Source organism: Nonomuraea sp. NPDC049784 (assembly GCF_040659615.1).
Classification (GTDB): Bacteria; Actinomycetota; Actinomycetes; order Streptosporangiales; family Streptosporangiaceae; genus Nonomuraea.
In genome coordinates, this window is record NZ_JBFAMX010000284.1 from 1 (window position 1) to 12,623 (window position 12,623).

Genomic DNA, 12,623 nt, shown 5'->3' on the forward strand with positions numbered 1-12,623 from the left:
GGCTGACGCTGCTCAAGCCGCGGCTGGCGGCCAAGGTGATCAAGTCGGCCGACGGCGTCGTGCTCAACGACGAGCAGATCGAGCTGCTGGCCCGCACCGCGGCCAGGGAGCTCCAGCGCACCTGACGCGCCGGGCGAAACCGGCTTGTGCGCTCAGGCGAGCGTCTCGATGAAGGCGGTGAGCTGGGCGACGTTGCGGCACTCGTACATCGGGACGACCGCGCCGTACTCACTGGCGACCGAGTCTCCCGTGTCCCACTGCGCCGTGGGCTCCGGGTTGAGCCAGTACGCGTGGCGCGTGCGGGCCACGAGCGACCTGAGCACGTCCAGGGCGGGCGGCTGGTAGTTGGAGCGGGCGTCACCCAGGATCAGCAGCGAGGTCTTGGGGCCGATGGCGTCGCCGTACCGCTCGGCGAAGCGCTCCAGTGAGTGCCCGTAGTTGGTGCGGCCGAAGCGCACCATGTCGGCTTCGTTCGCCAGCCTGGTCATGGCCTCGACCACGTCAGCGCCCGGGACGAAGAACCTGGTGATCTCGTCCACCGTGTCCACGAACCCGAACGCGCGCACCTTGGTGAACTGCTCTCTGAGCGCGTACGTGAGCAGCAGCGTGAAGTGCGCGAACGACGAGACCGAGTCGCTGGTGTCGCAGAGGATGACCAGCTCGGGTCTGTGCGGGCGCGGGGGCCGGAAATGGGTGGTCAGCGGCACGCCGCCGCTCTGCAGCGAGGCCCGCATGGTCCTGCGGAAGTCGAGCCGGCCGCGCCGGCCCTTCCGCTGCTTGATCGTCAGGCGCGTGGCCAGGCGTCTGGCCAGCGGATACACCTCGCGGCGCAGCCGGGCCAGATCGGCCTTGGTGATGCGGAGGAAGTCGATCTGGTCGAGCGGGGGGCGTACGGCGGAACGGGCGATGCGCTCGATCCCCGAGTCCTCGGCGATGCGGCGGCGCACGTCGGTGGCCACGGCGTCCTCGAAGCGCCTGGTGTTGTCGTAGACGCGCCTGCGCACGTTCTTCTCGGCCAGGCCGCCGCGCTCCTGGCCTTGGAGGACGTTCTGGAGGATGCGGGCCATCAGCGTCTCAGGGGAGAGGGCGCGCATGACGCTGTAGGAGAACCAGTTCTGCCGCCCCGGGCTCGTCGTGGGCTGGCGGCCGAAGCGCCCGACCATGGCCTGGGCGAACTCGCGCATCTCCTGGTCGGTGCTGCCGGTCAGGAGCCGGGCGAGGTGGTCGCGGAGCTCCTCGGTAGAGGCCTTCTCCGGATTTATCGGCATATGCGTGCGTGGGGCGTACATGCCGGACGTCGACGCCGGGAACCACAGGTCGAACAGCACGTCGAACCCCGGCCTGTACGCGGGCTTCTTGACCAGCGTCGCCGCGTAGGCGGCACGCAGTGACTCCCGATCGCTCAGCTCGATCACCCGCAGCGCGTGCGCGGCATCCAGCCCCTCGGCCACCGACACCGGTATCCCGGCCTCGCGCAGCGCCTGCACGAACCCGACATGTCTATCGACCAGCGACATCCGGCAGCCCCAGCTCCTTGACCGCCCGCGTCTGGTCGGAGGCGTGCTTGAGCACCACGCCCAGCGTGCCCGCCACGGTGGCCTCGTCCAGCTCCTCCCGCCCGAGCGCGAGCAGCGTGTTCGCCCAGTCCACGGTCTCGGCCACCGACGGAGCCTTCTTCAGCTCGAGCGCCCGGAGCGTCGCGACCGTCCTGGCCAGCCGCTCGGCCAGGTCGGCCCGGATGCCCGGCACCTGGCTGAGCACGATGTCCCGCTCCCGCTCGGGGGTGGGGTATTCGAGGTGCAGGTAGAGGCAGCGCCGCTTGAGCGCCTCCGACAGCTCGCGGGTGGCGTTGGAGGTAAGCACCACGTACGGCCGGCGCGTCGCGACGATGGTCCCCAGCTCCGGAATCGTCACCTGGAAGTCGGACAGCAGCTCGAGCAGCAGCCCTTCGACCTCGACGTCGGCCTTGTCGGTCTCGTCGATGAGCAGCACGGTGGGCCCCGCGGTCCTGATCGCCTTCAGCAGCGGCCGCTCCAGCAGGAACTCCTCGGAGAAGATGTCGTCGTCGGCGCTCGTGGCCTGGATCCTGAGCAGCTGCTTCTTGTAGTTCCACTCGTACAGCGCCCTGGCCTCGTCGAGGCCCTCGTAACACTGCAGCCTGATCAGCTCGGCCCCGGTCGCCATGGCCACCGCCTTGGCCAGCTGCGTCTTCCCCACGCCCGCCGGGCCTTCGACCAGCAGCGGCTTGCCCAGCGCCGCGGCCAGGAACACCGACGTGGAGATGGCGTCGTCGGAGAGGTAGTCCACGGCGGCGAGCCGCTCCGTCACGTCGTCGGGGGAGTCGAACATCGATGATCCTGTCTGCCGGAGCTCGTGGCCGAACTTTATTCTAGCCGGACTGGCCGACCTGATACCGATTCGACCAACTTGGGGATCACCGGTATATTCCTCTCAGCAAGCGCCGCTAGCTCAGTTGGTTAGAGCAGCTGACTCTTAATCAGCGGGTCCGGGGTTCGAGTCCCTGGCGGCGCACTTCGAGAAATCCCAGTTCAGGTTCTGAACTGGGATTTCTTCGTTGTCGGCCACCCTGCCCGTCAAGCTGGCCAGGCCGCGGCTGTGCAGGACACATTACGGCCACTCGTTCCTGAGCCGCCCGATAGGCTCGCTGCCGTAGCCGAACCGATCATGCGCCCACTGCCCGCATCCTCTTAATCGACAACCACGACCGGATCCTGCTCTTCCTGGGCAGGGGCCGACCAAGGTCCCGGACCTGGCCTGGTTCACCCCTGGCGGTGGGGTGCACAGCGGCGAGGACCTGGCTGTGGCCGCCGCCCGTCAACTACGCGAAGAGACCGGGCTGCAGGTCGAGCCGGAGGCGGTCGGTCCGGTGGCGGCATCCCCGCCCGACGTGTTTCAGGCGTCGGCGCTCTCGGCGTTCTGGGCGTCCAGTTCCGCCTGCCGCTGCACCTGCTGGATCTGCTCGTCGGTGACGACGAGGCTTCCGAACTCCTTGACCGCCTGGTAATACGTCCAGGCGAGGCCGTTGCAGGTGGACTTGGAGACCCCCGAGTACTTGGAGCACACCTGCTTCATGTCGAAGTAGAACGCGTCATCGATGCGTGATTTGTTCGCCGGGAACTGGCTCACGTCCTTGTAATTGCGGTAGCCGAAGTCGTGCCGCCTGCAGGGCATTCTGAAATCGAACCCGAGCGGCTGGTCGGGGCTGCTCGAGCAGAGGTCGGTCGACCAGTCGAAGGCGTAGTCGGCCCACGCCGCCTGGTTCTCCCAGGCGGCCCGCCAGGAGCCGGCGCTGGCGGTGGTGGGCTGGGTGAACCCGGAGAGCGCGGCGAGTTTCTGCTGCAGGGTCACCGCGTGCGCCGGTAACGCGAAGCCGAGCACGGTGATCAGGGAGAGGACGACGGAGGTGAGTGCGGCGCGGGATCGTCTGGCCATGAGGACCTGCTCCTAAGCCGGGGGGAGGGACGTCCTCACGATGACCCGAAACGGCTGGGAATGCAGAAGCAGATCTTGCTCAATTCCGGAGGAAGGCTTCGCGCAGGATGGATGTTTACAAGAAGCCGATTTTCTGTCAGCGGACGAAGTCAGCGACTGGACACCAGGAGGCGGACCGACCAGCCGAGTGCCCACAGCAGGAGCAGGGCCACGAGAGGGCCGCCCAGGATGATCGTCAGCCCGGCGCCGATGTTGGCGCCGAGCGTCCCCGCGGTCACCACCCGCCAACCGGCTCCCGCGATGGCGCCCGCGGCCAGCGCCGGCAGGAGCGCCGCCCACCAGCGGCGGTCGAACCGGCGGCGCCGGGAGGCCCGTACGAGCAGGGCCAGCGTGCCGGCCGTCACCAGCACCGCCGCGATGCCGGCGGCGCGCTCGGCCCACGGATCGATGGCCGGCGGGCGGACCGCATGGTCGAGCTCGGTGCCCGGTGGGGCCGCCGCGCTCAGATCTCCCAGCAGCCACCAGACGACTACAGGGGCGGCCAGCGCGCAGCCCGCCGCCGCCACCACGAGACCCGTGTTTCTCGTCACGCCGGTCCGATGCCCTCCAAGGTGAAGTGCGTGTTCCAGTCCTTTACCCATTTCCGGCCGAATCCTTCAGCGGTGTTGAGCGGCGTGGTGGCCGCGTCGAACTTGCCCGTGGCCGGATCGAAGGCGAATTCGGCGGCGGTCTCCTTCTTGACGTTGTACGAGTCGAAGTCCGGGTTGAACGTCTTGACGCTCAGGCCGCCGGCGTCGTCGGTGTAGGCGAAGTCGCCGGAGGCGATGCTCACCGACCGGGTCAGGACGTTGTGGGACGGCACGTACAGGGAGTCGGGGTTGCTCCAGACGTACGATTCGGTGCACTCCGTGGTGCCGATCGCGGTGCAGATCTGCCCGCTCGAGTCCGCGGGGACGTACCAGGACCGGATGTTCGGGTACTGCCGGCCGTAGCGGCCGTACCACTTCTCGACGTTCTCGCGCGTGTTGGTGAATCCGGTGCCGTCACCCACTTTGAGCATGTCATTGAAACGCTCGACCACGACCTTGGAATTGGGCACCGGCAACTTCGGCCCGCCCTCGTGGTAGAGCTTGTCGTGCCCGACGTACGTCACGTCCTTGAACACGTTGTCGTACGCGACGTTGCTGTGCCCCGACTGGAAGAACAGCCCGTGCTGGGCTCCGTCGATGACGTTGTGGTGGACCACCATCCCCGACACCCCGTCGTCCATGTAGACGGCCTGGTTGCCGGCACGACCCACGTTCTTGAAGAGGTTGTAGGAGATCACGTTGTTCAGGTACGTGTAGTCGCGGCCCGCGTAGATCACCCCCTGGTCGGAGGCGTGCGTCACGAGGTTCTCGAACCTGTTGTGGCTGACCTCCATGTCGTTGCCCATGATCTGGATGGCCATGTGGGGCGCGTCGTGGACATGGTTGTAGCGGAAGGTGTTGCCGACGCCGTACATGTAGCCCGCGGGGGTGTAGGTGGCGAGCTTGGAGAAGTCGTAGATCTCGTTGTGCTCCACCACGTGGTCGCCGCGCTCCAGTGAATCGCGGTTCCCGCCGGCCGTGAACACCCCGCCGCCGCCCAGGTCATGCAGCCTGCTGTTGATCACTCTGTTGCGGTGCCCGCCCCGGCTCGTGCGGTACTCGGCGATCGCCGTGATCGCGTCGTTTGCCTCGCCGATCGCGACCGCGTCCATGCTGACGTTGAGGATCTCCAGGCCGTCGATGGTGCACGACTCCGCGTCCAGCAGGCGGACGCCGGTGCCCGTGGTGCCGTTCAGCTTCAGCCCCTTGAGCGTCACGCCCTTCACGTTCTCCAGCGTGAAGAACGGCGCGTCGAAGGAGGTGAGGCTGATCTGCTTGCCCTCGACGGTCCCGCCGGGCGGGTAGTAGTAGAGGGTGTTGCCGCCGTTCCAGCGGTCGATGTAGTACTCGCCCTCGGTGTCCAGTTCGCTCAGCACGTTCTGGGCGACGAACGACGTCCACTTGTCCGTGGCGGCGTACATCGTGGGGTAGCGGGTCTTGAGCTCGTCCCCGTTGACGGAGTCGATGCGTACGCGGTCGTTGGCGTAGTTGTTGCCGAAGTAGCCGGAGAGCCAGCCGTCGGTCTCGTACTTCGTGTTGTCGGGGGTCCCGTCGGGCGGGGCCCACGTGGCGGAGTGGTCCTTGAGCGCGGGGTCGACAGTTGTGTAGACGGGGCCGGGCAGCTTGAGCATGTCCTCGTAGGGCATGGTGGTGCCGTCGGCGGTCTTGTCCGAGAAGTAGTCGCGGGCGCCCTTGGGCGCCACCTTGACGGTGAGGTCGGCGCGGTCCAGTTTCTCGCCGCCGTTCGGGTACTGCGCCAGCGTCTGCGCCGCGTCGTCGATGATCAACTCGGGCGCGTACGGCTGCAGCTTCCAGTTGAACCCGTTCTTGTTGATCTGCCCGGTGGGGATGCCCTCGGCGCCCAGGTCGTAGACGTAGACCTTGTCGTGTGCCGCTTCCGGGACCCGCGAACTCGACGACCACTTGGCCTCGTCCGCGGGGACGTCACTCAGCCTGTGGAACTTCTCCGGCTTGAGCGTGGTCACCCCGGCGAACTCGACCTGCTCGCCCGGGTAGGCAGCGTAGGTGACGTAGGAGTCCCGTTCGCCGCTGAGCTGGATGGTCTTGGAGGTCTGGTACACGCCGCCCCTGATGTAGACGACGCCGGGATCGCGAGCGCTCGTCCGGCCCGCGAGGGCATCGCGGGCCTGCTCGACGGTCCCGAACGGATCCTTCTGCGTGCCGGTGGCGCCCGCTCTGCCCTCCGGGGACACGTAGACGACGGTCTTTCCGGATGGGGACGCCCAGGATAAGGGCGCCCCGGCCGGGGAGAACAGTGTGGCCGCTACGAGAACACCCAGGACTCTGCTCGGCATGCCGGCTATGACCTCCAGTTAACGGGGCTTTTCGGGCTTTTCGGGTTGCGCGGTGGTCGGCTTCTCCTTCTTGGGCGCGATCCACTGGTTGGGCGGCGTGTCCGGGATGACGGCGCGCTGAAAGTCGATCTTGGCGCCCTCGGTGGGCTGGATGTTGAAGAGCTGCCCGAGCGACTGCGAACTGGTCGCGAGTGTGGCGCCCGCCGCGCCCAGGAAGCCGACCAGGACCTTGGTCTTCTGGGCGATCATGGCGTTGGTCAGCGCGCTCAGCCGGTTGAGCAGAATCTCGCCGTACGCGCGCAGGTGCGGCGTGAGCTTCATGGCCTGGGCGGCCATGATGTAGGCCATGATGGTGGCCGCCAGGACGCCGATCTCCATCCAGTAGAGCGCGTAGCGGTCGCGCACCTGGTCGACCTGCGACTCCATGTTGTAGCAGAGGCCGCTGAGCTTCTGCAGGTCGCCGGCGAACGTCGCGACGGCGTGGAGGAACTGCTCCCGGTCGTCGGCGATCCAGCCCGCCCTGGACAGGAAGACGGCGTTCTGGAGGACGCTCGGGTATTCGACCTCCAGGGCCTTGGCCAGCGAGTTCCAGTTGGCCTTGGCGTCGCCCATGCCGGGGACGTTCGCCAGCGCGGTCGCGGCGATGGTCACGCCGATCATGATGGCCGGGGCCGACCTGGCGGCCACCTTGAGCTCGTCCATCGCCGCTTTCGCGTGCAGCATCGCATAGGGCATGAGTCAGGTCCTCACTGGTAGACGACGGTGCTGGCGTCTTCTGCCGCCCGCCAGTTCTTCTTGATCGTCTCCAGGGCGTCGATCCAGTTGTGGATGGTCTCGATGGCGTCGTCGGCGTAGCCCTTGACGTCGTGCCGGACGTCGTCGTACTTGCCGACCAGGATGAAGCCCAGGCTGCCGAAGCCCGGCCAGGGGACCCCGGTGCTGTCAACGGAGCCCTTGAGCCGTTCGAGGGCGGGGATGACGTATTCGTTGAGGTTGCTCTGGATGGAAGCGATCGTTGTGGACGTGACGTAGATGTCCTGCGACATAACCTCTCCCCTCGTTGGCCAGCAGTTTGCAAGATCCGAAACACTGGCTTAACGCAGCATGAGGGTATCTAGTATTTTGTGGCAAGTCAGGAGTGATCTAAGTTACATTTGCGACATAGGGGGCGTATGTTGCTGGATCCGGGTGGTATCAGTCCGGAAGACCTGGAACGAGTCGCGCGGGAGGCGGATGAGGCGCTGCGGCGGCTCGCCGGCCTCCAGGAGCGGATCAACAGCATCCGCGGCACCGGTACGGGGGCAGACGGGATGATCGTCGTGGGGGCCGACAGCTCGGGCCGGATCGACTCGATTCAGCTCAACCCGCGCGTGATGCGCCTTGCCAGCCAGGACCTGGCGGGCGAGCTGCTTCGCGCGGTCAGTGGCGCGCAGGACGACTGCGCCCGGCAGACCCACGACCTGATCGCCGAGGCCGGCGTGAGCACGTCCGTGGATCCGGCCGCGTACGAGGCCATGGAGCGCCAGGTGAACGACGCCCACGCCGCCTTCATCAGGGAGATGGAACGCTTCAGCCCAGGGCATGGTCAAGGTTGAAGGCGGCGCTGATCAGGGCCAGATGAGTGAACGCCTGGGGGAAGTTGCCGAGTTGCTCGCCCGAGCGCCCGATCTGCTCGGCGTACAGGCCGAGATGGTTGGCGTAGCTGAGGATGTTGTCGAAGACCCGGCGCGCTTCCTCCAGGCGGCCCGCCCTGGTCAGCGCCTCGACGTACCAGAAGGTGCAGATCGAGAACGTGCCCTCCTCGCCCTGCAGCCCGTCGGGGCTGACCTCGGGGTCGTAGCGGTACACCAGCGTGTCGGAGACCAGCCCCTCGGCCAGGGCGTCCAGCGTGGACAGCCACTTGGGATCGGTGGGTGAGACGAACTTGGCCAGCGGCATCATCAGCACCGACGCGTCCAGCACGTCCTCGTTGAAGTGCTGGACGAAGGCGTTCAGCGTGGACGACCAGCCGTCCCGCATGATCTGGCGGTAGATCGCGTCGCGGGTCTCGCGCCAGCGTGGCACGTCGGCCGGGAGCCCGCGGTGGATGGCCACGCGCATGGCGCGCTCCACGGCCACCCAGCACATGAGGCGGGAGTAGACGAAGTTCTTGCGGCCGCCGCGGGTCTCCCAGATGCCCTCGTCCGGCTGGTCCCAGTTGTCGCAGACCCACTCGACCAGCACGCACAGCTCGTCCCAGCGTGCGCTGGAGATGGGCTGGCCCCACTTGTTGTACAGGTAGATGGAGTCGATGAGGGCGCCGTAGATGTCCAACTGGAGCTGGCCGGCGGCGGCGTTGCCCACGCGTACCGGGGCGGATCCGCGGTAGCCCTTCAGGTGGGTGAGCTCGCGCTCGGGGAACTCGGTGCGACCGTCGATGCCGTACATGATCTGGAGCGGGCCTGACGGCCGGCCGCGGCCGAGCGTGACGTGCTCCGACAGGAAGCTCATGAACGCCTCGGCCTCCTCGGTGAAGCCCAGCCTGAGCAGGGCGTACACGCAGAAGGCCGCGTCGCGTACCCACACGTAGCGGTAGTCCCAGTTGCGCCCGCCGCCGATCTGCTCCGGCAGGCTCGTGGTGGCCGCCGCGACGATGCCGCCGGTCGGCGAGTACGTGAGCAGCTTCAGCGTCAGCGCGGAGCGGTGCACCATCTCCCGCCAGCGGCCGCGGTAGCAGGAGGCGGACAGCCAGTGCCGCCAGTACCGCACCGTGTCGCCGTACGCCTTCTCGGCCTCGATGAGCGCGCACGATCTGCGCACGATTCCCTCGGCCGCCCGGTCGAGGGCGAAGACGGCCTGCTCACCCTCGGTGAGCTTGAACCGCGCCCGGACGTCCCGCCCGTCACTTTCCAGGGGCACGGTGGAGGTCAGGATCAGCGAATACCCGGACGACTCGAATATGGCCTGACCGTCGATCATGTGCACGGTGTGCGGCTCGGAGCCGTAGTCGAACCGGGGGGCCACCAGCACGCGGAACGGCAGCGCGCCGCGCACGCACAGCACCCGCCTGATCAGCCGGTGCCGGTCGGCCTCGTGCGACTCCTCCTCGACGATCGGCATGAAGTCCTGGACCTCGGCCACGCCCTCGTCGGTGAAGAACCGGGTGACCAGCACGTTCGTGTCGGGGACGTAGAACTGGGTGGTCCGCACGGGCAGGTCGGCGGCCAGTTCGAATGACCCACCCCGCTCGTCGTCGAGGATCGAGGCGAACACGCTGGGCGCGTCGAAGCGCGGACAGCAGTACCAGTCGATCGTGCCGTCCGTGCCGACGAGGGCGACCGTCCGCAGGTCGCCGATCAGCCCGTGTTCGCCGATCGGCAGATACCCCATGTCATCAAACTAGACGGGCCAAGGTCGACGGTTGCCAAAACGTTCGGCAAGGGATGTACTGCCTCGTGGGTCCGGACGGCTTCGGGGAGATGCCACAGTGGATTTCGCGGTTCTGGGATCCCTGCGCGTGCATGGCGCAGAAGGGTCTGTCCGGCTGAGCGCCAAACAGCGGGCGGTGCTCAGCGCCCTGCTACTCCATCCCAATGTCGCCGTCTCAACCGAACGCCTGGTCGCCGCCGTCTGGGACGACCCGCCGCGCTCGGCGGTGGCCAACATCCAGACGTACGTCTCCCAGCTGCGCCGCACCATGCGCGGCACCGCGCTCCACCTGCGCACGGAGCCTTTCGGGTACACATGCGAGCTGACACCCGACCGGCTCGACCTGCTCGCGTTCGAGGAGTCCGTACGGCGGGCGCGGCGCGCGAGGCGGGCCGGCGAGCGCCAGACCGCGGCGCGAGCCTACGAGGCGGCGGTGTCCCTGTGGCGCGGCAGCCCCGCGGAGGACGCCCGGCTCGGCAGCGCGATGGCGCCCAGGATCGCCGAGCTGGAGGAGCAGCTCCTCATGGCCAGGTCCGAGTGGATCGACGTGCGGCTGGAGCTCGGCGGGGAAGACCTGGTGGCCGAGCTGCGTACGCTGGTCGCCGCCCACCCGCTGCGCGAGCGGTTGTGGGCGCAGCTCATGCTGGCCCTGCACAGGACCGGTCGGCGCAGCGAGGCACTGGACGCCTTCCGCCAGGCCCGCGCGGTGCTCCGCACGGAGCTGGGCCTCGAGCCGGGCCGTGAGCTGGCCGACCTGCACGCCGCCCTGCTCGCCGGCGACCCCGCGCCGACCATTGGGCCGGCCACCGGGCAGAGCGCCTCCGTCTTCCGCGCGCCGCTGTGCCAGCTCCCCGCCGACACCTCCGACTTCGTGGGCAGGCAGGCCGAGCTCGATGTGCTGCTGCCCGCCGCGCGGGCCAGGGCGGACCGGATGTCGCCGCCCATCGTGGTCGTCTCGGGACTGCCGGGGGTGGGCAAGACCACGCTCGCTGTGCACGCGGCGCACCTGTTACGTGCCGACTACCCCGACGGCCAGGTCTTCCTGCGGCTGGGCCGCGACGCGGCCGGGGCGAGACGCCCTGGCGACCTGCTGGGCGAGCTGCTCAGGTCTCTGGGCGTGGACGGCACGTTGATCCCCGAGCCGCTGGAGGAGCGGGCCAGGCTGCTCAGGCAGCGCCTGGCCGACCTGGCGGTGCTCATCGTGCTCGACGACGCCCAGGACGAGACGCAGGTGCGCCACCTGCTGCCGGGCACGGCGCGGTGCTGCGTGCTGGTGACGTCCAGGTCGCGGATGCCCGTCCTGGAGGGGGCCACCCGCCTGCCGCTGGACCTCCCGGGCGAGGACGACGCCCGGCTGCTGCTCGAGCGGGTGGCGGGCGGCGTTCGGCTCGGGGCGGCGCCGGAGGCGGCGGAGGCCATCTTGCTGGCGTGCGGGATGTTGCCGCTGGCGATCAGGGTGGCGGGCGCGCGGCTGGCGATCCGTCCTTCCTGGCCGGTACGCGAGTTCGCCAGCAGGCTCGAGGGCCGGCGGCTCGACGAGCTGGTCGTGGGCGGGCTTGACGTGCGCGGCACGTTCTCGGAGAGCTACGCGGCCCTGCCGGAGCCGGCGCGGCGGGCGTTCAGGCTGCTCGGGCTGGCGGATCTGGGAAGCATCGCCGAGTGGTCGGCGGCGGCGCTGCTCGGCGTGCCGGCGCTCGAAGCCGACGAGGCGCTGGAGACCCTGGTCGCCAGGGGAATGCTCGACGCGGGCGAGGTCGACGGGGCGGGCCAGCCGCGCTACCGGCTGCACGATCTGTTACGGGTCTACGCCGGCGAACGCGCCCATGCCGAGGACGATCCGGAGGAGCAGCGGGCGGCGCTGACCAGGCACGTGCTGGAGTGCTTACGCCGGATCAGGGCGGCGACTCGCGACCTGCCCATTCCGACCGCGCCACCGTATCCGCAGTCGGAGTCTTCCGAGGGATTCGGCATCGCGTGGCTGGCCGCAGAGCGCAGGACGCTCATCCACAGCGTGTCGGCGGCCGTCGAGCTGGGGATGGCGGAGGAGGCGGCCGAGCTGGCGCACCATCTGTCCGCGTACCTGAACCTCGAGGGGTTTCTGGACGACGTTGAGCGGGTGCAGCAGGTCGTGATCGCGGCGGCGCCCAGCGAGCGGACCGCGCTGCGGGCCGAGCTGATCCTGGCGGGGGCGTCGCTGTCGCGCGGGATCTACGGGATGGCGGGGGCGCACTTCGGCCGGTTATATGGGGAATTTCTGAGGATCGGGGACTCGCATGGGGCCGCGTACGCGCTGATCAACCGGTCCGCGTGCCACCACGGGGCCGGGCTGTGGGAGGAAGGGCTGGACGACGCGTACCGAGCCATCGCCATGCTGGAGGAACTGGGCGACACGGGCGGGCTCGACTACGCCTGGACGTGGCCGATCTGGATCCACATGGAGCTCGGCCGGTACGGCGAGTCGGTGCGGCTCTGCCAGGAACGGCTGGCCAAGGCCGGGGACGACCCGCGGGCGCGCGGCGACCTGCTGCGGGCTCTGGGCACCGCCTGCTACCTGCGTGGAGAGGTGGCCGAGGCGGTGCGGTGCTACCAGGAAAGCCTGCTGATCAACGAGGTCATCGGGAATCGTGTTTCGGCGAGCAAGGTGCTGCGCAGGCTCGGCGAGGCGCTGGGCGCGCTCGGCCGGTTCGACGAGGCCGTCGATGCGCTGGTCCGGGCGCGGTCGCTGTTCCGCGAGTGCGGGGACGGGCTGGGGGAGGCGCTGGCCACGTACGCGCTGGGCGAGGTGCGGCTGCGGCAGGGGCGCGCATCGGAGGCGCTC

Annotated in this window: 11 protein-coding genes and 1 tRNA gene; 4 read left to right on the forward strand and 8 right to left on the reverse strand. The window is 68.7% G+C overall.

Annotated elements, in window-relative coordinates:
* Positions 1-152: 152 nt before the first annotated feature.
* Entirely contained in the window at positions 153-1,517 is a 1,365-nt protein-coding gene (locus tag AB0J09_RS38495; protein ID WP_360702158.1) for a VWA domain-containing protein, read from the reverse strand.
* Positions 1,501-2,349 (reverse strand): MoxR family ATPase, encoded by an 849-nt coding sequence (locus AB0J09_RS38500; protein ID WP_360702161.1) that lies wholly within the window; start codon positions 2,347-2,349, stop codon positions 1,501-1,503. The genes AB0J09_RS38495 and AB0J09_RS38500 overlap by 17 nt, the downstream gene beginning before the upstream one ends.
* Positions 2,350-2,458: 109 nt before the next feature.
* Here AB0J09_RS38500 and AB0J09_RS38505 point away from each other — a divergent pair.
* Positions 2,459-2,532, forward strand: a tRNA-Lys gene (locus tag AB0J09_RS38505).
* A gap of 238 nt (positions 2,533-2,770) precedes the next feature.
* Positions 2,771-3,025, forward strand: a complete 255-nt coding sequence (locus AB0J09_RS38510; protein ID WP_360702187.1) for an NUDIX domain-containing protein — start codon at positions 2,771-2,773, stop codon at positions 3,023-3,025.
* Here AB0J09_RS38510 and AB0J09_RS38515 read toward each other — a convergent pair.
* The 5 genes from AB0J09_RS38515 to AB0J09_RS38535 form a co-directional block, all read right to left on the reverse strand.
* Complete coding sequence (locus tag AB0J09_RS38515; RefSeq protein ID WP_360702164.1) at positions 2,914-3,453, reverse strand: phospholipase; 540 nt, start codon at positions 3,451-3,453, stop codon at positions 2,914-2,916. The genes AB0J09_RS38510 and AB0J09_RS38515 overlap by 112 nt on opposite strands.
* 149 nt (positions 3,454-3,602) lie before the next feature.
* Positions 3,603-4,043 (reverse strand): hypothetical protein, encoded by a 441-nt coding sequence (locus AB0J09_RS38520; RefSeq protein ID WP_360702167.1) that lies wholly within the window; start codon positions 4,041-4,043, stop codon positions 3,603-3,605.
* Positions 4,040-6,397 (reverse strand): right-handed parallel beta-helix repeat-containing protein, encoded by a 2,358-nt coding sequence (locus tag AB0J09_RS38525; protein ID WP_360702170.1) that lies wholly within the window; start codon positions 6,395-6,397, stop codon positions 4,040-4,042. Before AB0J09_RS38525 ends, AB0J09_RS38520 begins: the two co-directional genes overlap by 4 nt.
* Before the next feature lie 18 nt (positions 6,398-6,415).
* On the reverse strand, positions 6,416-7,132 hold the full coding sequence (locus AB0J09_RS38530) for a hypothetical protein (RefSeq protein ID WP_360702173.1): 717 nt from the start codon (positions 7,130-7,132) through the stop codon (positions 6,416-6,418).
* An 11-nt stretch (positions 7,133-7,143) separates the two neighbouring features.
* Entirely contained in the window at positions 7,144-7,443 is a 300-nt protein-coding gene (locus tag AB0J09_RS38535) for a hypothetical protein (protein WP_360702176.1), read from the reverse strand.
* A gap of 126 nt (positions 7,444-7,569) precedes the next feature.
* Here AB0J09_RS38535 and AB0J09_RS38540 point away from each other — a divergent pair, with 126 nt between their 5' ends.
* Entirely contained in the window at positions 7,570-7,992 is a 423-nt protein-coding gene (locus AB0J09_RS38540; RefSeq protein ID WP_360702179.1) for a YbaB/EbfC family nucleoid-associated protein, read from the forward strand.
* Here the strand turns inward: AB0J09_RS38540 and AB0J09_RS38545 are convergent.
* Positions 7,967-9,766: a glycoside hydrolase family 15 protein gene (locus tag AB0J09_RS38545; protein WP_360702182.1), complete on the reverse strand. Its 1,800-nt coding sequence runs from the start codon at positions 9,764-9,766 to the stop codon at positions 7,967-7,969. The genes AB0J09_RS38540 and AB0J09_RS38545 overlap by 26 nt on opposite strands.
* A 97-nt stretch (positions 9,767-9,863) precedes the next feature.
* Here AB0J09_RS38545 and AB0J09_RS38550 point away from each other — a divergent pair.
* Positions 9,864-12,623: BTAD domain-containing putative transcriptional regulator (locus tag AB0J09_RS38550; protein ID WP_360702184.1), on the forward strand; the 2,760-nt coding region annotated here is incomplete at its 3' end.